Source organism: Novosphingobium sp. PP1Y (assembly GCF_000253255.1).
Classification (GTDB): Bacteria; Pseudomonadota; Alphaproteobacteria; order Sphingomonadales; family Sphingomonadaceae; genus Novosphingobium.
In genome coordinates, this window is record NC_015580.1 from 129270 (window position 1) to 152500 (window position 23231).

Genomic DNA, 23231 nt, shown 5'->3' on the forward strand with positions numbered 1-23231 from the left:
CGATGAACGTGACGATGGAAAAATTCGGCTACCCGGCAACGCTGGTCGCCGAGTTCGACCACTGGGTCGTCCTTGCCCGCGCGGCGCAGCCGACGCTCGGTTCGCTGGTGCTGGCCGCCAAGTCCGAGGTTACCGCTTTTGGCGAACTGCCGCCCGAGGCCCACGCCGAGCTCAAGCAGGCGACAAGCGCCATCGAGGCGGCGCTGGGCAAGGCGGTGGGCTATGCCAGGCTCAACTACCTGATGCTGATGATGGTGGACCCTAACGTCCATTTCCACGTGATCCCCCGTTACGAGGGATCGCGCGAATGGCAGGGCCGTGAATTCGTCGACTGCGGCTGGCCGAAAGTGCCCGACCTCGGGCACGCGGTAGCGCTCGAAGGCGAGGATCTGGCCGCTCTGGTAAGCTGGCTCAAGGGCTTCTTCTAGGCTCCGGACCTGCTCCGGAGGACGGGGCCCTCCTCAGTTCAGGCCCCCGATGGATCAGGCCTCCGATGGATCAGTGCCCAGTCGATCAGGCCCAGGTGTCGGTCAGCTTGGTCGCGATCTCGATGTCGTTGAGGAAGTCCACCTCGGCCCAGTCGAGGCCCTCGATCGAAACCGTGCCGACCTTGCCGGTCGGCGCAATCGAATCGATGACCTTGAGGTACCAGTGCTGCACGCCTTCGGGGGTGCGCATCGCCTGGCGCACGGTTTCGCGGAACAGTTCGGCGCCTTCGCCGCGGAAGGCGAGAAAGCCGATGGATTCGGAATTGGACTGCTCGGCGGTCAGCGTCTTGCCGATATGGACGAGGCGGCCGTCGGCTTCGCGTTCGACTTTCATGTCGTCGCTGTCGTAGCCTTCCGGCTTGACGTCGACGGTTACGGCCACGGGCCAGGTCTTGCCGTCCTTGTCCGTCGCGCCCTGCTGCACGCGCTGGACGATCTCCTCGGAGATCAGCGTGTCGCCGTTGAGGATCAGGAAGTCGCCGCGCATTGCCTCGCGCGCAATCCAGCAGGAGCCGAGGTTGTCCGCGACCTTGTAGAACGGGTTGAAGCGGATCGAGATTTCGACGCGGGGATCGCGGATCGCCATGAGGTGCTCTTCGAGCATGTCGGTCATGAAGCCGGTAACGACGTCGATCCGCTTCACGCCGCCGCGGGCGAGCATTTCGATCTGCCATTCGATCAGCGACTTGCCGGAGAAGTCGATCAGGCACTTCGGTCGCTCGGCGGTGAGCGGAAGCAGGCGTGAGCCCTGGCCGGCGCTGAGGAGGATGGCGTGTTCGATCATGGATTCAACTTGACTGGTTGGGGCAAGCTGCGGCCTCTAGCCTCAAAGGGGCAAAATAGAAAGGTGCCGGTTTGTCGCGGCACGCTTTGCCTTATTTGCATCTCGTGAAACCTTGCAAGTGAAACGGTGCTCGTCCAAATGCACCCGTGATGTCCGCCAAACGCGACCGCCTCGAGAATGCTTCTCCCCTCCGGCGGATACTTCAGAACACGGCCTGGCTGCTCGGCGGCAAGGGATTCGGAGCCGTCTGCGGCCTCGCTTACCTTGCGATCCTGACGCGCACGCTCGGACTGAAAGACTTCGGCCACTTCTCGCTGATCTTCGGAACGGCGCAGGCGCTGATTGCGATTGCGGGCTTCCAGACCTGGCGCGTCGTCGTGCGCTACGGCAGCGAACATGTGCATGCCGAGGACTGGGGCAAGTTCGGCCGCCTGGGCATGCTGTGCGGGATGCTGGACGCGGTGGGCGCGGTCATCGGCTGTGGCCTTGCGGCAATCCTGATCTACGGCTTTTCCGGCGTTCTCGAACTCAACCCGGCCTATATCGACATCGCATTCTATTTTGCCTGCGGATCGCTGTGGGCGCTGGTATCGGCGCCGACCGGTATCGTGCGCGCGTTGCACCGTTTCGACATGGCGGTCTACGTCGAGGCGGTCGTGCCGACCGGGCGCCTGATTGCGGCGCTCACGATCTGGGCCACCGGGCCGAGCGTGGGAAGATTCCTCTTCGCCTGGGCCGCTATCGATGTCCTCGAGGCGATCCTGTACTGGGCCATGGCCCGCCGCCTGTGTCCGCAGGCCGTGCGCCTTTCGAACCTTGCCAAGTGGCGCCAGGCCTTCGCCGAGAACGAGGGCGTCGGGCATTTCTTCATGGTAACTTACGCCGGGGCGACGATCGAGGCGACCATGAAGAACGGGCCGCTGCTTGCCGTCGGTGCCTTCGTCGGTACGCGCGCGGCCGGTCTCTATCGTCTGGCCTCGCAGCTATCTCAGGCCCTGAGCAAGCTTTCGACGCTGCTCACGCGCTCGGTCTATGCCGAAGTCGCCCGTGCCCGCGTCTCGACCGAATTCGCCGAATTCCGCAAGCTGGCGCTGCAGACCAGTCTGATCGCGGGTGCTGCGGGCCTCGTGGTGGTCGTGATCGCTCTGCTGATCGGACGCCAGCTGCTGGAGCTGATCGCCGGGCCCGACTTCGAGCAGGGCGCGGCGATCCTCGTGCCGCTGGCGATCGCGGCCAGCTTCGATCTTGCCAGCGTCGCCTTCGAACCGGTTCTCCATTCGACCGGGCGGGCACGCCTTTCGCTGGTGGCACGGCTCTTTGCGGTCGCCGGTCTGGCCGTGGGGTTCTACCTGTTCATCTCCATCGGGCCTGCGGGCGCGGCGTGGGCCGTGGCGCTGGGCGGGGCGATCTCCTATCTCGCCATGGGCCTTATGTCCTGGCGTACCCTGCAGAAGCTCAGGCGCCACGAAATCGAACTGGTCGACAAGCCGGAAACATGAGCGAAGGCGGCTCGACAGGCGGGTGACCATGTCTATCATGGCATCATGCCTCCCAGTTCCCTGATTGCCGAAGCCGCCCGCATTTCCGACCGCATCGTTTCGCTGCGCCGCTCGATCCATGCCGAGCCGGAAATCGGGTTGCACACGCCCCTGACGCGCGACAAGATCCGCGAAGCGCTGGCGCACCTGCCGCTCGACTGGAAGGAGGGCCCATCGACGACGGGCCTTGTCGCCACGCTGAAGGGCGGGGCGGGGGCGGGCCGCTCGGTGCTGCTGCGCGGCGACATGGACGCCCTGCCGATGCCCGAGGAAACCGGCCTCGATTTCGCCTCGAAAGTGCCGGGCGCGATGCATGCCTGCGGGCACGATGCCCATGTCGCGATGCTGGCCGGCGCGGCCGAGATCCTCTGCGCCCAGTCCGATAGCCTCGCAGGCGAGGTCCGCTTCATGTTCCAGCCCGGCGAGGAAGGCTATCACGGCGCGCGCTTCATGCTGCAGGACGGACTGCTGGGCGGCGAGGGTTTCGACCGGCCGCTGCCCGACGCCGCCTTTGCCCTGCATGTGATGCCCAATGCCCCCCACGGCCTGATCGGCGGTCGTAGCGGGCCCCTGCTGGCCGCGGCGGACCAGATCGAGATCGTGGTGACCGGGCGTGGCGGCCATGCCTCGATGCCGCACCAGACGCTCGATCCGGTGCCGGTCGCCTGCGAGATCGTCACCGCCATCCAGGCGATGGTCGCGCGCAAGTTCAGCGTGTTCGACCCGGTAGTGGTCACGATCGCGAAGATCGAGGCCGGCACCGCGCACAACGTCATCGCCGACGAGGCCCGCATGATAGGGACGATGCGCAGCCTTTCGGCAGAGAACCGGGCGCGCCTCAAGAAGGACCTTGCCGTGCTGGCGTCCGGTATCGCCGGGGCGCACGGCATGACGGCGCAACTGAACACGGTCGAGGGCTTCCCGGTCACGGTCTGCCATGAAGAGGCGGTCGGCTTCGGCGAAGGCGTCGCGCGCCGGATGTTCGGCGAGCAGGCGTTCCTGCGCCTGCCCGATCCGATCATGGGGGCTGAGGATTTCGCCTATGTGCTGGAAAAGGTGCCCGGCGCGATGTTCTTCCTCGGCGTGGCGCACGAAGGGGCGGATTGGCAGCATTGCTGCGGCATCCACTCGACCAGGATGATCGTCGACGAAACCGTCATGCCGCAGGGCGCGGCCTACCTTGCCGGGCTCGCCGAGGGTTTCCTCGATCGCGGTTTCGCCTGAGGCAGCAGGGCTGCGGACGCCACGTCATGAGCAATCGCAATCGGGAAGCCGGTCTCTGGCAGTTCTGGGTAGACCGGGGCGGCACCTTTACCGATGTCGTGGCCCGGGCGCCCGGCGGCCGGTTCGAGCGCCTGAAACTGCTTTCCGAAAGTCCGGGCGCCTACGACGATGCTGCGGTCGAGGCGATGCGCCGCCTGACCGGTGTGCGAGACGGTGAGCTGCCGCCGGCGCAGCTTCGGCTTGGCACCACGGTGGCGACGAACGCCCTGCTCGAACGCAAGGGCGAGCCGGTTCTGCTCGCCATCACACGCGGCTTCGGCGATGCCCTGCGCATCGGCACGCAGGAGCGCCCGGACATTTTCGCACGGCACATAGTAAGGCCCGAACCGCTGCACGGCGCGGTGATCGAGGTCGACGAGCGCGTCGGTGCGGACGGAACGGTGTACCGGCCGCTCGATGAAAATGCTGCGCTTCAAGGGTTGCAGCATTTCTTCGATCGTGGCCTGCGCGCCATCGCCATCGTCCTCATGCACGGCTATCGCCATGTCGCCCACGAGGCGGTGCTGGCGCGGATCGCGCGCGAGGTCGGCTTCACGCAGGTCTCGGTCAGTCACGAGGTCGCACCGCTCATCAAGCTCATCGCGCGCGGGGATACCTCGGTCGTCGATGCCTATCTTTCGCCGGTGCTCGACCGCTATGTCGCGGGGCTCGAAGCGGGGCTCGGGCCGCAGGTGACGGCGCTCTACATGCAGTCGAGCGGAGGGCTGGCGACCGGCGCAGCATTTCGCGGCAAGGACGCGATCCTGTCCGGGCCTGCGGGCGGTATCGTCGGCATGGCGGCAATCGCGCGCGAGGCCGGTTTCGATCATGTCATCGGTTTCGACATGGGCGGGACCTCCACCGACGTCTCGCACTATGCCGGACAATATGAGCGCGACAGCGAGACGCGCGTCGCCGGTGTCCGCGTTCGCACGCCCATGATGCTGATCGAGACCGTTGCCGCGGGCGGCGGGTCGATCTGCCATTTCGACGGGGCGCGCTTCCTCGTCGGGCCGGAAAGCGCAGGTGCCGTGCCCGGTCCGGCCTGCTACCGGCGGGACGGCCCGTTGGCGGTGACCGATTGCAACCTCCTGCTCGGCAAGCTTCGGCCGCAGCATTTTCCCCGGGTCTTCGGCCCTCACGCGAATGAGCCGCTATCGCTCCATGCTGCGCAGCATAAGATGGACGAAGTGCTGCAGCAGGTGCGTGCAGCAACCGGCAGGGCCCTGTCGCGCGAAGAGGCGGCGGAAGGCTTCCTCGAGATTGCGGTCGCCAACATGGCCAATGCGATCAAGACCGTTTCCCTGCGCCGCGGGCACGACATGACGCGCGCTGCGCTCGTCACCTTCGGCGGAGCCGGCGGGCAACATGCCTGCAAGGTGGCGGATGCGCTCGGGGTCGGCACGGTGCTGTGCCATCCGCTGGCAAGTGTGCTGTCCGCCTATGGAATGGGCCTTGCCGACCGGCGCGTGCTGCACGAGCGGACGCTGGCGCTGCCGCTCGAGGCGCGCAGCATGGACGATATCGGGCGCGCGGTTGAGGCGCTTGGCGCGCAGGCACGCGGCGATCTGGTCGCGCAGGGTGTCGCGCTCGACACCATTACTCTGGAGGCTACCCTGGCGGTGCGCCCCAAGGGCAGCGAGAATGCCATCGAGGTGCGCCTGGGCAGCCTTGCCTTCATGCGCGAAGCCTTCCGCGAAGGCTGGCTGAACCGCTTCGGCTTCGGCGCGGGCAGCGACCTGATCGCGGAGACCTTGCGGATCGAGGCGGTCTCCGCCGCGCAGGATGCAGGCGGCGCGACGCTGGCTCTTCCCGGCAACTCCGGCCCACCTGCCGATCATGTCGATATCTTCACCGGTGGATCGCAGCACCGTGTGCCGCTCTACTTGCGCGCCGATCTGGCCGAGGGTTTCGAGGCCGATGGTCCGTTGCTCGTGGTCGATGACGTTTCGACCACGGTCGTCGAACCCGGCTGGCAGGTGCGTGTCGACCGGTTCGGCAATCTGCTGCTCACCCGGGTCAACGCGCTGCAGGTGGCGCAGGCGCGGACCACCGCCTGCGATCCGGTGCGCCTTGAGATCATGGGCGCGCTGTTCATGGCGATTGCCGAAGAGATGGGCGCAGCGCTGCAGTTCAGCGCCAGCTCGGTCAATATCCGCGAGCGTCTCGATTTCTCCTGCGCCGTGTTCGACCGGGAGGGTAGCCTCGTCGCCAATGCGCCGCACATGCCGGTGCACCTGGGCTCGATGGGCGAGAGCGTGCGCACGATCCTGGCGCGGCGCGGCGATGCGAAGGACGGGCGCGGTCTGCTGCCGGGCGATGCCTACGTGCTCAATGCGCCCTACGATGGCGGCACGCACCTGCCCGACATCACTGTGGTCATGCCGGTCTTTGCCCATGATGACGAGAGCGCCCCGGCCTGGTTCGTCGCGGCACGCGGGCACCATGCCGACGTCGGCGGGATCAGCCCGGGATCGATGCCGCCGCGCAGTCGCTCGCTAGGCGAGGAAGGCGTGCTGATCGACAACGTGCTGCTGGTCGACCGCGGCGAGTTGCAGGAAGCGGCTCTGCGCGCCCTGCTGGCCTCGGGACCCTATCCCTCGCGGGCGATCGACCAGAACATCGCCGACCTGCGCGCGCAGGTCGCCGCCTGTATGCGCGGCGCTTCGGAACTGCGCCGCATCGCGCGCGAACAGGGGCGCGGGATCGTCGACGCCTACATGGCCCATGCACAGGCCCATGCCGAAGCTGCGGTCCGCTCGCTGATCGACAGGCTGGCCGACGGTTCGTTCCGCGTGCCGATGGACAATGGGGCGCAGATCTGCGTGACTGTGCGCATCGACCGCAAGGCCCGCGGCGCGACTATCGACTTCACCGGCACCAGCGACCAGCTTGCCGACAACTTCAATGCGCCGCTCCCGGTCGTGCGCGCAGCGGTGCTCTATGTCGTGCGCACGCTGATCGACGATGCGGTGCCGATGAACGAGGGGTGCCTGCGCCCGATCACGCTGATCGTGCCCGAAGGATCGATGTTGCACCCGCGCGCGCCAGCTGCGGTCGTTGCCGGCAATGTCGAGACCAGCCAGGCCATCACCGATGCGCTGTTCGCGGCTCTCGGCGCGATGGCGGCGTCTCAAGGGACGATGAACAACTTCACCTTCGGCGATTCGCGGCGGCAGTACTACGAGACGATTGCGGGCGGTTCGGGGGCTGGCCCGGATTTCGACGGCACCAGCGTTGTCCAGACCCACATGACCAACAGCCGCCTGACCGATCCCGAAGTGCTCGAGACCGGTTTTCCGGTACTGCTCGAAGAGTTCTCGATCCGGCGCGGGTCGGGCGGAAACGGGCTGCACAAGGGCGGCGACGGAGCGACGCGCCGCTTGCGCTTCCTCGAGCCGATGCAGGCGGGCATCCTTGCCCAGCGGCGCAAGGTTGCGCCTTTCGGTCTCGCGGGCGGTGAAGATGCGGCCCCCGGGCGAACCCGGGTGGAGCGTACTGACGGAAGCGTCGAGGATCTGGGCTCGACCGGCTCGGCGCATGTCGATGCCGGCGACGTCATCGTGATCGAGACACCCGGCGGCGGCGGTTACGGCAGGCCGGACTAGGCCCGAACGTCGTTCCAGTCGGGGTGGCGGTTGAACGCGGCCACGACATAGCTGCAGACCGGGGCGACCTTGAACTGGTTTTCGCGCGCGTCGGCCACCATCGCCTCGACCAGCCGCATGGCGACGCCGCGATTGCCGATTTCGGGCGGGACCAGGGTGTGATCGGCGAAATGGACGCCCTCGCGCTCCACCCAGGTCAGGCGGCCGACGGCATCGCTGTCCGCGACATGGGCGACATATTCGCCGCGCGTATCCTTCTCGTGCTTGGTTATGGTCACTCCGACCATGCGGCATTCTCCGGTGCGTGAATGGCAGCGCCATGCAAGCGCTTGACGCAGGGCGCGAGCCCAAGCAGGGCATATGGCCATGAAGTTCCTCTCCGACAATGCTGCCAGCGTTCATCCCGCGGTCTGGAAGGCGATGATGGCTGCGGACGCGGCCGATGCGCCCTATGACAACGATGCGCTGAGCCGCGAGCTCGACGCGCGCTTCTCCGCGCTGTTCGGGCGTGACTGCGCGGCGCTGTGGGTGGCCACCGGCACGGCGGCGAACTGCCTTGCCCTTTCGGCGATGGTGCCCCCGCACGGCGGCGCGGTCTGCCACCGCGAAGCCCATATCGAGGTCGACGAGTGCGGTGCGCCCGGCTTCTATATGCACGGTGCGAAGCTCATGCTGGCAGAGGGCGAAAGCGCAAAACTGACGCCGGAGGCGATTGCCGCGGTCGTCGAGCCGATCCGCGACGATGTTCACCAGGTCCAGCCCCATGCGGTTTCGGTCACGCAAGTGAGCGAATATGGCTGTGCCTATCGGCCCGGCGAGCTTTCGGCGATTGCCGACTATGTCAGGGGACGCGGGCTGGCGCTGCATATCGACGGCGCACGCTTCGCCAATGCCCTGGCGTTTCTGGGCTGCAGTCCGGCAGAGGCGGCGCTGGGCGCCGATGCGCTCAGCTTCGGGTTCGTCAAGAACGGGGGCATGGGCGCCGAGGCGATCGTCTTCTTCGATCCCGAGCTTGCGCGCCAGGCGCGCTATCGCCGCAAGCGGGCAGGGCACCTGCAGTCCAAGGGCCGTTATCTTGCCGCGCAGATCCTTGCCATGCTCGACAACGATGTGTGGCTCGACAATGCGCGGGCCGCAAATGCCGCTGCGGCCGAGATCGCGGCGGCGGCCGAGGGGCGCCTGCTCCACCCGGTCGAGGCCAACGAAGTGTTTCTTGCGACAAGCGCCGCCGAGCGAGAGGCGCTGCGCGCACAGGGCTTCGAGTTCTACGATTGGGGCATGGACGCGGCGCGGCTGGTAACCGCGTGGGACACCCGGCCCGAAGCGGCTGCCGCGCTGGCCCGGGCGATTGCCGGACTATGAGCGATAGCAATACCGAAGCGGCCGCTTCGCAGGCCAAGGTCGTGGCTGCCTTCCTGATCGTGACCGCGATCTGGGGGTCGACATGGCTGGTGATCAAGGACCAGGTCGGCCTCGTTCCGGCCAGCTGGTCGATCACCTACCGTTTCGCCATCGCCTGCATCGGCATGTTCATCTTCGCGAAGCTGCGCGGCGATCCGCTGCGCCTCTCGCGCGAGGGGATGATCCTCTCGGTCTTCGTGGGTCTCTCGCAGTTCTTCCTGAACTTCCAGTTCGTGTACCGCGCTGAAATCCACCTGACCTCCGGGCTGGTCGCCGTGTTTTACGCGCTGCTGATGGTACCCAATACGCTGCTGGGGCGACTGTTCCTGAAGGAGACGGTGAAGCCGCGCTTCGTCTTCGGCTCGCTGATCGCCATCGCGGGGATCGCCCTGCTGCTGATCCATGAATTTCGCGATGCGCCGCCCGACAGCCGCATTGCACTGGGCATTGCGCTGACTTGCGCCGGACTGTTCAGCGCATCGTCTGCCAACGTGCTGCAGGCCACGCCCGCCGGGCGACGCCAGCTCGTCGTGCCGCTGCTTGCCTGGTCAATGGTCTGGGGCACGCTTGCCGACGCGCTGTTCAGCATCGTCACCGCAGGGCCGCCGGTGGTCGACATGCGCTGGGGCTATCTTGCCGGGATCGCCTATCTGGCGATTTTCGGGTCGGTGGTATCCTTCCCGCTCTACTTCGTGCTGATCCGTACGCTGGGCGCAGGCCGGGCAGCCTACAACGGCGTGGCTGTTCCGGTCGTCGCGATGGTGCTGTCGACCTTTTTCGAGGACTATCGCTGGACCGGCCTTGCCGGCGGTGGCGCGCTGCTGGCGCTCGTCGGCCTGCTCTTTGCGCTGTCAGCGCGGGCGAAGCGCGCGTAGGCCTTCGCGAAAGCTGGGATAGCGGGGCTGCCAGCCGAGCACGCGCTTGGCCTTGCCGTTGGCGACCCGGCGGTTCTCCGCATAGAACGAGCGTGCCATCGGCGACAGGTTCGCCTCCTCGAGCGACTGCATCGGCGGCGGTGCGATGCCGAGCAGCGCGCAGGCTTCCTCGACGAGCCGATTCTGGCTGCAGGGCTCGTTATCAGAGAGATTATAGGCCCCCGGGGCCGCATCGAGACCGGCGATGACCCCTGCGGCGATATCCTCCACATGGGCGCGGCTGAATACCTGCCCAGGCAGATCGATGCGATGGGCACGCCCTTCGGCGAGCCGTTCGAAGATCGACCGGCCCGGACCGTAGATCCCGGGCAGGCGATAGACGCGCGCGCCGCGCCTGAGCCAGGCGGCGTCGGCTTCGGCCCTGGCGACGCGGCGGCCGGTTCCCGTCGGCGCGCCTTCATCGACCCACGCGCCTTCGGCATCGCCATAGACGCCGGTCGAGGACAGGTAGGACAGCCTCTTTGCGCCGAGGGCATCGCCATAGCGCTCCAGCACCGGGTCGAGCCCCTCGCTGCCCGGCGGGACCGAGGAGAGCACATGATCGGCATCGGCCAGCGCCATGCGCACGTTGCCCTCGTCTTCGAAGGAGAGGGTACCGTCGCGGCCGGTGGAGACGATTTCCCATCCTGCTGCTTCGAGCCGGTCCGCGATGTAGCCGGCGGTATAGCCGAGGCCGAAGATGAACAGGCGGCGCTTCACTTGCGATGTTCTCCGAAGTGCTGGGGCAGGGGGGTGGGACGGACCATCCGGGCATCGGGCACATGGTCTTTCTTCCACTGCATCGCCATGCGCACCCGCGTCGCTCCGGAGGGATGGTCGAAGAACAGCATTTCCTCGACGGGGCCCGGCTCGATCTTGCGATAGTCGGCCAGCTTCATCGCTACCGCGGCGAAGGCGTCGGGTTCGCGTGCGGCGTCGAGGCCGAAGGCGTCGGCCTCGCTTTCGTCGATGCGGATCAGGCTGTTCGTCAGCGGTGTCGCCAGCAGGGAGAGAATGGAGATGCAGATCATCATCACCGGAACCGATGCCGGATCGGAAAGATCCTGAACACCCCAACTCTGGCCATACCGGGCGATAAGCCAGGGGGCGATGCGCGCCACGACGAACAGGCACAGGGCGGCAAGGACAACGAAGAAGGCGATGTTGCGCCAGGCATGGCCGAGCACGTAGTGGCCCAGCTCATGGCCCATCACCGCCTCGATCTCCTCGGGCGTCGAGCGGTTGAGGAGATTGTCGTTGAGGCTGATGCGGATCGTCGGGCCGATGCCGGAAACATTGGCGGAAATCCGGTCGCTCTGCTTGCTCGCGTCGAAGACGTAGATGTGCTTTACCGGGACATCGAACCGGTTCGCCATGGCGACGATGCGGTCGCGCAGCGGGCCCTGCGGCATTTCCCTGTAGGTGTTGAACAGCGGCGATAGATAGATCGGCGCCAGCAGCAGCGCGACAAACGCAAAGACGGCGACGATGCCGGTGCCAAGCACCCACCAGCGGCGCGGGAAGCGGCGTATCGCGGCATAGAGCGCGGCCAGCACGGCGGTTCCCACTACCAGGCTGAAGGCAAGGGAGATCGCCTGTTCGCCCAGCCAGCCGCCGAATGACAGGTTCATCAGTCCGTAGGAGCGTTCGCGGATGAACTGGCTGTAGATCGTCCAGGGCAGCGTGAGCACGGAACCGGCGAGCAGGTAGAGCAGCGCGGTTACCGCCGCAATGGCCGAAGGGCGCTGCGAAATCCGGCTGCCCCAGTCCCGGAACCGGCCGGACAGGCGCAAGTGGAGCAGCGCCCAGTCGATCAGCACCGCGATCAGCGTGCCCCACAGGGGTAGCCAGTAACCGCCTTCGAAATAGGCGTCGGACCGGGCGCGGGCGGGGCCTTGCAGCGTGTCGAGCCAGAGTCGGGTCGCCTGGTCGACGTCGAATCCGGACTGCGGCGCGCTTGCCGCCATGGCCGGGCCCGAAAGGATCGCCAACCCCGCGACCAGCACCATCACTGCGCGCTTGCCATGCATCATTCGATCTTATCCCCCCAGACTCCGGGTAAATTCGTACCGCAACGGCTGGCAATCGCAAGGTAAGCCTCTAAATCTAGGCCATGGACATCGCCAGCACTCCCGCCGACTCCGAAGCCAACATGCAGGTTGCCGACGCCGCGCCGCCGCCACAGGCGCCGCCGGTCATCCACCGCGAAGACTACTTGCCGCCGGCCTGGCTGGTGCCGCAGATCGCGCTGGAGTTCGCACTTGGCGTCGATGAGACGCACGTCACTTCGAAGCTTTCGGTGCAGCGCAATCCGGCCGGGAACGGATCGGACCTGATCCGTCTGAATGGCGATCAGATTGCGCCGCTTTCGGTGAGGGTCGATGGCGAGGCGATCAACGACTGGCGGCTCGACGGCCCGGACCTGCTGATCGAACTGCACGGCCAGGCCCACGAAATTGAGATCGAGACGCTGATCAAGCCGATCGCCAACAGCCAGCTGATGGGCCTGTATGCTTCCCACGGGATGCTGTGCACGCAGTGCGAGGCAGAGGGCTTCCGCCGGATCACGTTCTTTCCCGACCGGCCTGACGTGCTTTCGGTCTATTCGGTGCGCATGGCCGGCGACAAGGCGGCTTTCCCGATCCTGCTCTCGAACGGCAACTGTACCGCGCAGGGGGAAGGGGAGAACGGTACCCACTGGGCCGAGTGGCACGATCCCTGGCCCAAGCCGAGCTATCTCTTCGCGCTCGTCGCCGGGAATCTCGTCGCCAACAGTGCCGCTTACACGACCCGCAGCGGCCGCCAGGTCGCGCTGAACATCTGGGTGCGTCCCGGGGATGAGAGCCGCACCCAGCACGCGCTCGATTCGCTGATCGCCTCGATGAAGTGGGACGAGCAAACCTTCGGGCGCGAATACGACCTCGACCTGTTCAATGTCGTCGCCGTTTCCGACTTCAACATGGGGGCGATGGAGAACAAGGGCCTCAATATCTTCAACACCCGTTATGTCCTGGCCGATCCGGACACGGCGACCGATGCCGATTACGATGCGATCGAAGGCGTGATCGGACACGAGTACTTCCACAACTGGTCCGGCAACCGGATCACCTGCCGCGACTGGTTCCAGCTTTCGCTCAAGGAAGGCTTCACGGTGCTGCGCGACCAGCTGTTCAGTGCCGACATGGGTTCGGAGCCGGTCAAGCGGATCGAGGACGTGCGCGTCCTTCGCTCGGCCCAGTTCCCCGAGGATTCGGGCCCGCTGGCGCACCCGATCCGGCCCGATTCCTACCAGGAGATCTCCAACTTCTATACCGCGACGGTCTATAACAAGGGCGCCGAGGTCATCCGCATGATGCGGACCATGGCGGGGCCGGAGCGCTTCCGCAAAGGCACCGATCTCTACTTCGAACGCCATGACGGCGAAGCGGCGACCTGCGAGGATTTCATCAAGGCGATCGAGGAAGGCGCCGGACTGGACCTCGAGCAGTTCCGCCTCTGGTACTCGCAGGCCGGAACGCCGCAAGTGCAGGTTCGCATGGCCCATGAAGGCGATGCCGTGACCCTCACGGTCAGCCAGGCCGTTCCTTCCACCCCGGGGCAGGCGATGAAGCAGCCCATGCCGATTCCCCTGCGGATCGCCCTGTTCGACCGCGATACGGCCAGCCACGACGGCGAACGGCTCATCATCCTCGACAAGGCCAGCGACACTTTCCGCTTCGAGGGATATGCCAAGGCCCCGGTGCTTTCGGTCAACCGCGGCTTCTCCGCGCCGATCGCCCTCGATGTCGAGCGGCCGGTCGAGGACCTGGTGTTCCTCGCCGCCAGCGACGACGATCCCTTTGCACGATACGAGGCGATGCAGAGCCTTGTCGTTCGCCACCTGATCGCGGCCGTGTCGGACGCCATGAGCGCATCGGCCAAGGCCGCAGAGCGCAACGCCGTGAAGCGCGCCTTCGCCGCCGTGCTCGACGATGTCGCCCTCGATGACCTGATGCGCGGTGAGCTGCTGATGCTGCCGCCTGTCTCCTACCTGGCCGAGCAGCTGCTGGTCGCCGACCCGAGCGCACTTTACGAGGCGCGCGAGGATCTCAAGGCATGGCTGGGCCGGGAGCTTTCCGCCTCGCTGCGGGCGCTGCACGACCGCGTTTCCGCGATACCATACAGCCGTGATGCCGGCGCGCGCGGCGCGCGCAAGTGCAAGGCGCAGGCGCTGATCTACATTGCCGCGGCCGATCCGGCCGAAGGGGCGCGCCGGGCCGATACGCAGTACTGGGCGGCGGACAATATGACCGATCGCCAGAGTGCGCTGAGCGTGCTGTGCGGACTTGACGTGCCCGAGCGCAAGCAGGCGCTGGACGACTTCCACAAGCGCTATGAAGGCAATGCGCTCGTCATCGACAAGTGGTTTGCGCTTCAGGCCGGATCCACCCATCCGCTGGTGCTCGACCACATCCGCGACCTTGCGCTGCACCCGGATTTCACGATGTCCAATCCCAACCGGGTGCGGGCGCTCTACATGTCTGCGGCGGTCAATCCCAAGGCATTCCACGATGCCGGCGGGGAAGGCTATCGCACCATCGGCGAATTGATTCGCCGGCTCGATCCGATCAACCCGCAGACTGCGGCGCGCTTCGTCCCGGCCCTGGGGCGCTGGCGGCGAATCGAAGCGGAGCGCTCCCACCTGATGAAGGCAGAGCTCGAGAAGATTGCATCGCTGCCGGATCTGTCGCGCGACGTGCGCGAACAGGTGACCAAGAGCCTTGGCTGACAGCGAGCCAGAGATGACCGGCGCCGCAGCGGTCGAAGTCAACCGGGCTGCACTGCTGGAGGGGCTGCCGCACGGGTTCCTCGGCCGGCGCGGCGGCGTGAGCCGGGGCGCGGTCGCCGGGCTGAATGTAGGGCTCGGCTCGGGCGACGATCCCGGCGACGTGGCCGAGAATCGCGCGCGCGCCGTCGCCGCGGTCCAGCCTGGCGCGCGGCTGGTCTCGGTCTATCAGGTCCACTCGCCCGACTGCGTCGTCGTGGGCGAGGATCCATGGATGGATGACGCCCGCCCGCATGCCGATGCCCTTGTCACAGATCGCCCGGGGCTGCTGCTGGGGATCGTCACGGCCGACTGCGCGCCGGTCCTGCTGGCCGACCGCGAAGCGGGCGTCGTCGGCGCTGCCCATGCCGGCTGGAAAGGTGCCATCGGCGGCGTCACCGACCGCACCGTGGAGGCCATGGAGACGCTAGGGGCAAAGGCGGGCCGGATCGTCGCTGCGATCGGTCCCTGCATCGCCCAGGCGTCCTACGAAGTGGACCAGTCCTTCTTCGACCGCTTCTGCAAGGACGATTCCGAGAACGTCCGATTCTTCGTGGCGGGCCGGAAAAGGCATCATCATTTCGATCTGGAAGGTTATGTCGCCGCGCGTCTCGAGGCTGCAGGGCTTGCCGCGGTGGAGCGTCTGCGTCTCGATACTTATGCCGAACCGGACCGATTCTTTTCCTTCCGCCTGGCCACGCACCGCAACGAACCCGCCTATGGGCGCGAGCTTTCGCTGATCGGGCTGGGCTGAACCTGCGGCACTTGCCGCAGCAAGCCAGCTTGCGGCGGGACTGGGCGCATCAAAACCGCCAAGGTTTCCTGCGCCTTGTGCCAGACCAAAAAGGCGGTTGGCACGGCGGACTTTCGTGTATATCAGGCCCGCCAAGTCGGTATCGGCCCGGAGCACGTCCGGACTGCGTGCCGTCGAAGGGGGATACCAAGCGTACCATTGGTAAGCTGATGGCTCGTTGTCGGTCCCCCGGCAGTGGGTTGTCGAAAGCAAGGCAAGGGCAAACATGGCAGAAGTAGATGGCGTGCGGCGGCGCGACTTCATCAATATCGCCGCAGTAAGCGCGGCGGGTGTCGCTGGCGTTGGGGTAGTGATTCCCCTGGTCAGCCAGATGTCGGCATCGGCCGACGTTCTTGCGGCTTCGTCGACCGAAGTCGATATCTCCGCGATCCAGCCGGGGCAGGCGATCAAGGCGATTTTCCGCAAGCAGCCGGTCTTCGTGCGCAACCTGACTCCCAAGGAGATCAAGGAAGCGAACGCGGTCGACGTCTCGACCCTGCGCGATCCGCAGACGCTGGAAGAGCGTACCAAGGAAGGCAAGGAAAACTGGCTTATCACCATGGGCGTTTGCACCCACCTCGGCTGTGTGCCGCTGGGTGCCGGCGAGGGTGAGAACCGCGGCGAGTTCGGCGGTTACTTCTGCCCCTGCCACGGTTCTTCCTATGACACCGCCGCCCGCATCCGTAAGGGCCCCGCGCCCAAGAACCTCGAGGTTCCGGAGTACGAATTCACCTCCGATACCGTCGTCAAGATCGGTTAAGGCCAAGAGAGAGGATCACGATCATGAGCTTTCCCTGGGCCAAGGAATACAAGCCTTCCCATCCCTTCATGAAGTGGATGGACGACCGGCTTCCCCTGCCGCGCCTCGTCTATAACGCTGTCGGCAGCGGCTACGAGGTTCCGCGCAACCTCAACTATTTCTGGAACTTCGGTTTCCTCGCGGGGCTCTGCCTCGTGCTGCAGATCGTCACCGGTATCGTGATGGCGATGCACTATGCATCGAACACCGCGGTGGCATTCGACACCATCGAGATGACGGTGCGCGACGTGAACTGGGGCTGGCTGATGCGCTATGCGCACGCCAACGGCGCCTCGGCATTCTTCGTCGTCATCTACATCCACATCTTCCGCGGATTCTTCTACGGTTCGTACAAGGCGCCGCGCGAAATGGTGTGGCTGCTGGGCGTCGTGATCTTCCTGCTGATGATGGCGACCGCCTTCATGGGCTACGTGCTTCCCTGGGGCCAGATGAGCTTCTGGGGCGCCAAGGTCATCACCGGCCTGTTCTCCGCAATTCCGCTTGTCGGTGAACCGCTGCAGCAGTGGCTGCTCGGCGGCTTCGCGCCGGACAATGCCGCGCTGAACCGCTTCTTCTCGCTGCACTACCTGCTGCCGTTCGTGATCCTGGGCGTCGTGATCCTGCACATCTGGGCACTGCACATCCCGGGTTCCTCGAACCCGACCGGCGTCGAAGTGAAGAGCGAGAGCGACACCGTTCCGTTCTATCCCTACTACGTTGCCAAGGACGGCTGGGCGATCGGCGTCTTCGCGTTCCTGTACTGCGCGATGGTGTTCTTCTTCCCGAACGCCCTGGGCCACCCGGACAACTACATTCCGGCCAACCCGATGAGCACGCCCGCGCACATCGTTCCCGAATGGTACTTCTGGCCGTTCTACGCGATCCTGCGCGCTTTCACCCAGGACTTCTTCTTCATCCCGGCAAAGCTCATGGGCGTGCTGGCGATGTTCGGCGCGATCCTGGTCTGGTTTTTCCTGCCGTGGCTCGACAAGTCGCCGGTGCGTTCGGGCTCCTATCGCCCGCTGTACAAGAAGTTCTTCTGGTTCGGCCTGATCCCGGCCATGGCGGTCCTGTTCTACTGCGGCGGTGCGCCGGCGGCAGAACCCTACGTCATGTTCAGCCAGATCGCCGCGCTGTACTACTTCGCGCACTTCCTGATCATCCTGCCGATCGTCTCGGCCATCGAGAAGCCGCTGCCGCTGCCCTATTCCATCACCGAGTCCGTTCTCGGCGAGGATGAGGCTGCCAAGCTCGCTCCCTCGGCGTGATCAACAGCTAGAACGAAAGACGAAAGACATGGCACGCATTCTCTCGATCCTCGTCGGGCTGTTCTTCACGGTAGCCCTGGCCTGGTCCTTCGTGCTCGGCGCCATCACGGCTGCGACTGATCCGTCGCCGCCCACGGCCGAGCATGAATTCCACCTCCTGCCCAAGGAAGTGCACTTCTCGTTCGACGGCCCCTTCGGCAAGTTCGACAACCAGCAACTCCAGCGCGGCTTCCAGGTCTACAAGGAAGTCTGCTCGGCCTGCCACGCGCTCAAGCACGTCGCTTTCCGCGACCTTGCCGCGCTCGGTTACACCGAAGCTGAAGTGAAGGCGATCGCGGCCGGCTTCACGGTTCCGGGCGTTGACCCGAACACCGGTGAATCCACCATGCGTCCGGGCGCGCCGACGGATTACTTCCCGTCGCCGTTCGCCAACGACGTGGCGGCTCGCGCTGCGAACAACAACGCGGTTCCGCCGGATCTCTCGCTGATCACCAAGGCGCGCCACGAAGGCCCGGCCTATGTGTACTCGCTGCTGACCGGCTTCCAGGACCAGCCCGCCGAACTCCTGAAGGAGTTCCCGGATGCCAAGACGCCGTCGGGCCTGCACTACAACCCGTACTTCCCGAACCTGAACCTCGCGATGGCTCCGCCGCTCACTGCCGATGGCCAGGTCGAGTACGGTGACGGCACCAAGTCGACCGTCGACCAGATGTCGAAGGACGTCGCGGCGTTCCTGACCTGGGCTGCAGAGCCCAAGCTGGAAAAGCGCAAGCAGACCGGCTGGCCGATCCTCGGCTTCCTGCTCTTCGCCACCATCCTGGGCTACATGTCGTACCGGAACATCTGGGCCGACAAGAAGCACTGATAACCCGGTCTTCCGGACCGGAACGCAGGCGCCCCTCCATCTCCGGATGGCAGGGGCGCTTCGCATTTGAAGGAGTGAAAAACCGTGAGTCCCGATGACCTCAAGGCGCTCGTGCGCTCGATCCCGGATTTCCCGAAGCCGGGTATCCTGTTTCGCGACCTCACGACCCTCATGAGCGACGGCCCGGGCTTTGCGGCTGCCGTGGCGATGCTGGCGCAGCGCGTTGAAGCTGCCGGCGCACAAGCCATTGCCGGAATCGAGGCGCGCGGTTTCATCTTTGGGGCGGCGGTCGCGGCGCACTGCGGTGTGGGCTTCATTCCGGTGCGCAAGCCCGGCAAGCTTCCCGTCCCGGTGCTCGCGATCGATTACGCCCTCGAATACGGAACCGACACGCTCGAGATTGACCCCGGCGCGGTGGCACAAGGCAGCCGAATCGTGTTGCTGGACGATCTCATCGCCACCGGCGGCACCGCAATGGCCGCACTCGAACTGATCCGGCGCGCAGGCGGCGTCGTCGAAGAGGCATTGTTCCTCGTCGACCTGCCGGAGCTGGGCGGTGCCTCACGACTGCGCGATGCAGGCGTGTCGGTAGAAGCGCTCCTCGACTTTCCCGGCCACTGATCTGCGACCGCCCTGCCGCTTCAGGCGGCCACAGAATTCTTGCCCTTGGCGGCGGCCTTCTTCTTGCCGCCTTTCTTGCCTTCGGGCTCGTCCATCAGGACCTGCACGGCCTTGGAATGGGCCACGGTGCCCGCTTCCGTGAGCGCAAAGTAGTTGGCCTCGATTTCGTCGAGATCGTAGAGGTAATTGACCATGACGCCATGCGACTGCTTCTGGCCGTTTGGCGAGAGGTCCGCGTTGGCATGAATCGCCTCGAGCCTGGCACCGTTGCCCAGGTGGAATCGGGCGACGGGGTCGAGGGGTTGTCCGCCCTCGCCCTTGGCCTCGACGAGATAGCGCGCGGCGAGTTGCCGGATTTCGCCCGAGCCGGACAGGCGGGTATCGGAATCCCGTCCCTTGGCGAGCCACTTGGCGAAGCCCGGGACCGGTGAGAGCGTGGCGAAAGTCTTGAGGTGCGGCAGTTCCTCCTTGAGGAGACCGACGACGCGCTTGATCAGGTGGTTGCCGAAGGGAACGCCCTTGAGGCCGACCTGGCAATTGCTGATCGAATAGAAGATGGCGCAACTGGCTTCACGCGGATCGGTCGTGATGCGCTCTTCGGCAATCACCTCGTGGATCGCACCCGGCAGCTTCGGGGTAAGCGCCACTTCGACGAAAATAAGCGGATCGTCGCGCATCTGGGGATGGAAAAAGCCGTAGCAGCGCCGGTCCATCGGCTCGACCCTGCGGCGCAAGTCGTCCCAGCCATGGATCGTGTGGACCGCTTCGTAGCGGATGATGCGTTCCAGCAGAAAGGCGGGCGAATCCCAGGCAATGCGCCGCAATTCCAGGAAGCCGGCATTGAACCAGGCGGTGAAGGCGCTTTCCAGTTCGCGGTCCAGCGCGGCCATGCCGGCCGATCGCGTGTTGCGCGGCACGGCCAGCAGGTCCTCGCGCAGGCCGATCAGGCGCTGCGTGCCTTGCGGGGCAAGGTTCAGCTGGTTGATCAGCCGGTGACTGGGCAATTCCGCGGCCTGATTGAGAGCCAGCGCTGAAGCCTCGTCGCGCTTTTCGTTCCATCGCGCGATGGCCTTGTCGATCGCCTTGCCGTCGGCGGGATGCCGTTCGTGTACCTTGGCCAGGAACTCCTGTCGCGCCGAGGCATCGCTGGCTTCGTAGAGGTCGAAGAAGGCCGAGGCGAGAGCCGGTCCTGAAGCGCGACCGCGCAGTGAGAGCAGGGCGTCGGCAATTTCCAACAGGCTTTCGCCGCCACTGCGCCGCGAGGTCACGCCAAGGCCGCGAAGAAGCTTACCAAGGCCCGAACTCATGAGCAGGTCGAGCGCATTGCGCCTCTTGGCCGGGTTCTGGTCTTCGCTCGGATTGGGCGTACCGAATGAATTCATCGTCGCGCGACTCCTCGTGTGGCGGTCACTCCAGCATAGCATTGCTGCATTGGCGAACACACGATGTCGTGGCGCCCGGCAGCAATGCAAGGGGGGGCGTGCCTGCTGTGAGCAGCCATGCCGACCTGCCACGGCCCGCGGCTGCATGGTCTCATCCACAATGGGAAACCCGCCCGGTGCAAGACAGGCGTTGACGAAACGACGAATCTCGTGAAAAGCGGCCTCACGAAGCGGCTTGCTTTGACCGGACTATTCGCCGGAACGAGCGGGTATAGCATAGTGGTAATGCTCTAGCCTTCCAAGCTAGCTAGGCGGGTTCGATTCCCGCTACCCGCTCCAGCCGGTCTTCCCACAACTTTCCCGGATAGCCGATAATTCCCCCAGAGGCTCTGGCGTTTCGTCCATTTGGCGATCTGGCTCGTTACCAAGAGCGCCGCGGGTCGCCTATGCATGGCTCAATCGCAAGCGAACAAGTCCGCTGCACAGTCTTCGACAGGAGGCGACCGATGCCTCTTTGCGATGCACCGGCCGCCAGCTTTCGGGTTGCAATCCGCCTTTACGCGCCGAAACCCCCGTCGATTGTCTGCATCGACCCGGTGATCATCGCGCCGTGGGGGCCAGCGATATAGGCTGTCAGCTCGGCGATTTCCGCCGGCTTCGCGTGACGCTTGATCGCCATGAAGCTGTGCATCGTCGAAGCCATCGGTCCCTCAGCCGGATTCATCTCGCTATCCGTCGGTCCCGGCTGAATGCTGTTGACCGTAATTCCCCGATCGCCGAGGTCACGCGCCAATCCGCGCACCATTCCCTGCACGGCTGACTTCGTCAGGGCATAGGCCGCACCGCCCGCGAAGGGCATGCGGTCGCCGTTGACGGAACCGATGATGATGATCCGCCCGTTATCGTTCATGCGCCGTGCCGCTTCCACTGATGCGTGATAGGGCGCACGGACATTGACGTCGATCATCCGGTCGATCTCGTCCGCGTCGAGGGTCAGCGGATCGCCCAGCACGAGGGTGCCGGCGTTGACGACTATGACGTCCAATGCGCCGCGACTTGCAACTGTCGCGGTCAGGGCGTCGCGATCGGCGCTGTTCGCCTGGATCGCCTGTGCCCCGGTCTCGTCCGAGAGACTGTTGGCGGCATCGCGTGACCCGGCATAGGTGAAGGCGACGGAGGCACCCGCCGCGCTGAAACGACGTACGATTGCTGCGCCGATTCCGCGGCTGCCGCCAAGTACTAGGACATTCTTTCCGGTAAGCTCATTCATGATCTGTCTCCTCTGGTCAGATTTCCAGCGGGAAGGATCCCGGGAGTGCCAGGTCGCTCTCGCTGTCTGGACCTGAAGATGCCGATCATTCATTGTTCGAACTAGGCGTCCAATTCCGGACTTCGATAACGGATTATCCGAACAATGATGAAGCTCGATGGTATCGCTGCCTTTGTCACCACCGTCGATGAAGGCTCGATCAGTGCAGCGTCAAGGCGCCTCGGCCTGGCCAAGTCGGTGGTAAGCGAACGGCTCGCCGAATTGGAAAGAATTCTGGGCGTCACCTTGCTCCAGCGCTCCACGCGCAGGCTTGCACTGACCGGTGCCGGTCGGGGGTTTCTCGAACGCGCACGACGCATCCTGCGAGAGATCGAGGAAGCGGCGGCCGAGCTCGATGCGAGCAGTGGCAAACTCGCCGGGCCACTGCGCATTTCCGCTCCGGTCGGATTTGGCGTTCTGCACCTCGGCCCCGCCATTGCCCGCTTTCTGCAGGAGAATCCCGGCATCGAAATGTCTCTCGAACTCGATGACAGCTTCGTCGACGCAGCTACCAGCGGCTTCGATGCTGTCCTGAGACATGGCGCGGTCGGGGACGGGCGCCTGATCGCTCGCCGACTGGCGACGAGCCGGCGCCTCCTGGTAGCATCGCCCGAATACCTTGCGACCCATGGCGCGCCCAATTCGCTCGCTGATCTCGAGCGCCATCGCGGGGTTCTCTATGCCAACCGAACGGGCGACTGGCGCTTCGCTGTCGGTTCGGGATGGTCGGTCGTTCGGCCAAGAGCCGTGCTACGGGTCAACAATGGTCTCGTCATGCGCGACGCAGCCCTCGCCGGTCTCGGCCTGGCCCTCTTGCCGTCCTTCTTCGTCAATGAGGACGTGCACAAGGGTCATCTGGAGGAAGTCGACATCGGATGGCCGGCCGAAGGCGCTGAATTGTTCCTGACTTATCCGCGCGATCATGGGGCTGCCGCGAAGATCCGCGCCCTTGGCGAAAGCCTGCGAAGGAGCTTCGGCGATCCACCGTACTGGGAGAAGTTTTGACCGGTCCGCCCTCGCAGCGGCGGACTTGTAGCTCGCCGATGTGGACGCAGGAGCCGTTCCATTCGCAAGCGCGCGGGCGGCAGCGTGCGATGCCAGCCCGACGTCATGGGGGTTTCGTCAGATTGGCGGGCAAGGCGCGAGGCGAAGGGCAGCGACATCCAGGCCCCTTGCGCCCGTCAGGCGGAACCTCCGCGAAGGCACTGGGCGCCACGTGGAATGAGGGGAGCGCAGCAAGGCTTGCGAGCGAAGCATTTGGATTCTCGCGCTTTGCCTGATCCAAATGCCGCCGGAGGGGGGCGATCCAACTTTCTTCAAAAACATTGAAAAAAGGGTTTGACCGAATCGGGGGTGGGACTTAGAGGGCCTCTCACCGCGGCGGAACACACGGT

19 protein-coding genes and 1 tRNA gene are annotated in these 23231 nt (G+C 65.4%); 14 read left to right on the forward strand and 6 right to left on the reverse strand.

The features are described 5' to 3' along the window. The first annotated feature begins 2 nt into the window (after positions 1–2). Positions 3–428 carry an HIT family protein gene (locus tag PP1Y_RS06760; protein WP_013831570.1) on the forward strand — a complete coding sequence of 142 codons (426 nt, stop codon included), beginning with the start codon at positions 3–5 and terminating at the stop codon, positions 426–428. A gap of 85 nt (positions 429–513) precedes the next feature. Here the strand turns inward: PP1Y_RS06760 and PP1Y_RS06765 are convergent, their stop codons facing one another. Then, positions 514–1272, reverse strand: coding sequence for a sugar phosphate nucleotidyltransferase (locus tag PP1Y_RS06765; RefSeq protein ID WP_013831571.1), 759 nt, complete (start codon positions 1270–1272; stop codon positions 514–516). A 149-nt stretch (positions 1273–1421) separates the two neighbouring features. Between PP1Y_RS06765 and PP1Y_RS06770 the strand changes: the two genes are divergently transcribed. Genes PP1Y_RS06770 through PP1Y_RS06780 form a run of 3 tightly spaced genes read left to right on the forward strand, consistent with a single transcriptional unit; the run spans position 1422 to position 7681 of the window. Next, on the forward strand, positions 1422–2771 hold the full coding sequence (locus PP1Y_RS06770) for a lipopolysaccharide biosynthesis protein (protein ID WP_013831572.1): 1350 nt from the start codon (positions 1422–1424) through the stop codon (positions 2769–2771). A gap of 45 nt (positions 2772–2816) precedes the next feature. Continuing rightward, positions 2817–4034: a M20 family metallopeptidase gene (locus PP1Y_RS06775; RefSeq protein WP_013831573.1), complete on the forward strand. Its 1218-nt coding sequence runs from the start codon at positions 2817–2819 to the stop codon at positions 4032–4034. Positions 4035–4060: 26 nt separating this feature from the next. Continuing rightward, entirely contained in the window at positions 4061–7681 is a 3621-nt protein-coding gene (locus tag PP1Y_RS06780; protein WP_013831574.1) for a hydantoinase B/oxoprolinase family protein, read from the forward strand. Here PP1Y_RS06780 and PP1Y_RS06785 read toward each other — a convergent pair. After that, positions 7678–7968, reverse strand: coding sequence for a GNAT family N-acetyltransferase (locus PP1Y_RS06785; RefSeq protein ID WP_007012740.1), 291 nt, complete (start codon positions 7966–7968; stop codon positions 7678–7680). The genes PP1Y_RS06780 and PP1Y_RS06785 overlap by 4 nt on opposite strands. Positions 7969–8047: 79 nt before the next feature. Between PP1Y_RS06785 and PP1Y_RS06790 the strand changes: the two genes are divergently transcribed. Further along, entirely contained in the window at positions 8048–9043 is a 996-nt protein-coding gene (locus PP1Y_RS06790) for a low specificity L-threonine aldolase (RefSeq protein ID WP_013831575.1), read from the forward strand. Then, positions 9040–9957 carry a DMT family transporter gene (locus PP1Y_RS06795; protein ID WP_013831576.1) on the forward strand — a complete coding sequence of 306 codons (918 nt, stop codon included), beginning with the start codon at positions 9040–9042 and terminating at the stop codon, positions 9955–9957. The genes PP1Y_RS06790 and PP1Y_RS06795 overlap by 4 nt, the downstream gene beginning before the upstream one ends. Here PP1Y_RS06795 and PP1Y_RS06800 read toward each other — a convergent pair. Then, positions 9934–10716, reverse strand: coding sequence for a hypothetical protein (locus tag PP1Y_RS06800; protein ID WP_007012743.1), 783 nt, complete (start codon positions 10714–10716; stop codon positions 9934–9936). The two genes, PP1Y_RS06795 and PP1Y_RS06800, sit on opposite strands and share 24 nt — an antisense overlap. Next, on the reverse strand, positions 10713–12029 hold the full coding sequence (locus tag PP1Y_RS06805) for a M48 family metallopeptidase (RefSeq protein ID WP_051009987.1): 1317 nt from the start codon (positions 12027–12029) through the stop codon (positions 10713–10715). Before PP1Y_RS06805 ends, PP1Y_RS06800 begins: the two co-directional genes overlap by 4 nt. Positions 12030–12109: 80 nt before the next feature. Between PP1Y_RS06805 and pepN the strand changes: the two genes are divergently transcribed. The 6 genes from pepN to PP1Y_RS06835 all read left to right on the forward strand — a co-directional run bounded on the left by pepN (position 12110) and on the right by PP1Y_RS06835 (position 19146). Then, complete coding sequence (gene pepN, locus PP1Y_RS06810; RefSeq protein ID WP_013831578.1) at positions 12110–14764, forward strand: aminopeptidase N; 2655 nt, start codon at positions 12110–12112, stop codon at positions 14762–14764. Between the two features lie 13 nt (positions 14765–14777). Further along, a complete protein-coding gene (gene pgeF / locus PP1Y_RS06815) occupies positions 14778–15554 on the forward strand; it encodes a peptidoglycan editing factor PgeF (RefSeq protein ID WP_013831579.1) in 777 nt (258 codons plus the stop codon). A 265-nt stretch (positions 15555–15819) separates the two neighbouring features. Continuing rightward, a complete protein-coding gene (gene petA / locus PP1Y_RS06820) occupies positions 15820–16353 on the forward strand; it encodes a ubiquinol-cytochrome c reductase iron-sulfur subunit (RefSeq protein WP_007012747.1) in 534 nt (177 codons plus the stop codon). Between the two features lie 23 nt (positions 16354–16376). Then, positions 16377–17660, forward strand: a complete 1284-nt coding sequence (locus tag PP1Y_RS06825) for a cytochrome b/b6 (RefSeq protein WP_013831580.1) — start codon at positions 16377–16379, stop codon at positions 17658–17660. 28 nt (positions 17661–17688) lie between these two features. Further along, positions 17689–18525, forward strand: coding sequence for a cytochrome c1 (locus PP1Y_RS06830; protein ID WP_007012749.1), 837 nt, complete (start codon positions 17689–17691; stop codon positions 18523–18525). An 84-nt stretch (positions 18526–18609) separates the two neighbouring features. Then, positions 18610–19146: an adenine phosphoribosyltransferase gene (locus tag PP1Y_RS06835; protein ID WP_013831581.1), complete on the forward strand. Its 537-nt coding sequence runs from the start codon at positions 18610–18612 to the stop codon at positions 19144–19146. A 20-nt stretch (positions 19147–19166) separates the two neighbouring features. On the opposite strand, the gene PP1Y_RS06840 is transcribed toward PP1Y_RS06835, so the two are convergent. Continuing rightward, positions 19167–20528 (reverse strand): malonyl-CoA decarboxylase domain-containing protein, encoded by a 1362-nt coding sequence (locus tag PP1Y_RS06840; protein WP_051009988.1) that lies wholly within the window; start codon positions 20526–20528, stop codon positions 19167–19169. 265 nt (positions 20529–20793) lie between these two features. On the opposite strand from PP1Y_RS06840, the gene PP1Y_RS06845 reads away from it, so the two are divergent. Beyond that, positions 20794–20867 (forward strand) — tRNA-Gly (locus PP1Y_RS06845). Between the two features lie 217 nt (positions 20868–21084). On the opposite strand, the gene bdcA is transcribed toward PP1Y_RS06845, so the two are convergent. Beyond that, positions 21085–21798 carry an SDR family oxidoreductase gene (bdcA, locus tag PP1Y_RS06850; protein WP_013831583.1) on the reverse strand — a complete coding sequence of 238 codons (714 nt, stop codon included), beginning with the start codon at positions 21796–21798 and terminating at the stop codon, positions 21085–21087. Positions 21799–21942: 144 nt separating this feature from the next. On the opposite strand from bdcA, the gene PP1Y_RS06855 reads away from it, so the two are divergent. Then, positions 21943–22842, forward strand: a complete 900-nt coding sequence (locus PP1Y_RS06855) for a LysR family transcriptional regulator (RefSeq protein WP_013831584.1) — start codon at positions 21943–21945, stop codon at positions 22840–22842. Positions 22843–23231 lie beyond the last annotated feature (389 nt).

What these genes read in the sequence shown, in the direction of transcription:
- PP1Y_RS06760 (WP_013831570.1), top strand. Translation starts at nt 3, where the DNA reads ATGAACGTGACGATGGAAAAATTCGGCTACCCGGCAACGCTGGTCGCC.
- PP1Y_RS06765 (WP_013831571.1), bottom strand. Translation starts at nt 1,272, where the DNA reads ATGATCGAACACGCCATCCTCCTCAGCGCCGGCCAGGGCTCACGCCTG.
- PP1Y_RS06770 (WP_013831572.1), top strand. Translation starts at nt 1,422, where the DNA reads ATGTCCGCCAAACGCGACCGCCTCGAGAATGCTTCTCCCCTCCGGCGG.
- PP1Y_RS06775 (WP_013831573.1), top strand. Translation starts at nt 2,817, where the DNA reads ATGCCTCCCAGTTCCCTGATTGCCGAAGCCGCCCGCATTTCCGACCGC.
- PP1Y_RS06780 (WP_013831574.1), top strand. Translation starts at nt 4,061, where the DNA reads ATGAGCAATCGCAATCGGGAAGCCGGTCTCTGGCAGTTCTGGGTAGAC.
- PP1Y_RS06785 (WP_007012740.1), bottom strand. Translation starts at nt 7,968, where the DNA reads ATGGTCGGAGTGACCATAACCAAGCACGAGAAGGATACGCGCGGCGAA.
- PP1Y_RS06790 (WP_013831575.1), top strand. Translation starts at nt 8,048, where the DNA reads ATGAAGTTCCTCTCCGACAATGCTGCCAGCGTTCATCCCGCGGTCTGG.
- PP1Y_RS06795 (WP_013831576.1), top strand. Translation starts at nt 9,040, where the DNA reads ATGAGCGATAGCAATACCGAAGCGGCCGCTTCGCAGGCCAAGGTCGTG.
- PP1Y_RS06805 (WP_051009987.1), bottom strand. Translation starts at nt 12,029, where the DNA reads ATGATGCATGGCAAGCGCGCAGTGATGGTGCTGGTCGCGGGGTTGGCG.
- pepN (WP_013831578.1), top strand. Translation starts at nt 12,110, where the DNA reads ATGGACATCGCCAGCACTCCCGCCGACTCCGAAGCCAACATGCAGGTT.
- pgeF (WP_013831579.1), top strand. Translation starts at nt 14,778, where the DNA reads ATGACCGGCGCCGCAGCGGTCGAAGTCAACCGGGCTGCACTGCTGGAG.
- petA (WP_007012747.1), top strand. Translation starts at nt 15,820, where the DNA reads ATGGCAGAAGTAGATGGCGTGCGGCGGCGCGACTTCATCAATATCGCC.
- PP1Y_RS06825 (WP_013831580.1), top strand. Translation starts at nt 16,377, where the DNA reads ATGAGCTTTCCCTGGGCCAAGGAATACAAGCCTTCCCATCCCTTCATG.
- PP1Y_RS06830 (WP_007012749.1), top strand. Translation starts at nt 17,689, where the DNA reads ATGGCACGCATTCTCTCGATCCTCGTCGGGCTGTTCTTCACGGTAGCC.
- PP1Y_RS06840 (WP_051009988.1), bottom strand. Translation starts at nt 20,528, where the DNA reads ATGAATTCATTCGGTACGCCCAATCCGAGCGAAGACCAGAACCCGGCC.
- bdcA (WP_013831583.1), bottom strand. Translation starts at nt 21,798, where the DNA reads ATGAATGAGCTTACCGGAAAGAATGTCCTAGTACTTGGCGGCAGCCGC.
- PP1Y_RS06855 (WP_013831584.1), top strand. Translation starts at nt 21,943, where the DNA reads ATGATGAAGCTCGATGGTATCGCTGCCTTTGTCACCACCGTCGATGAA.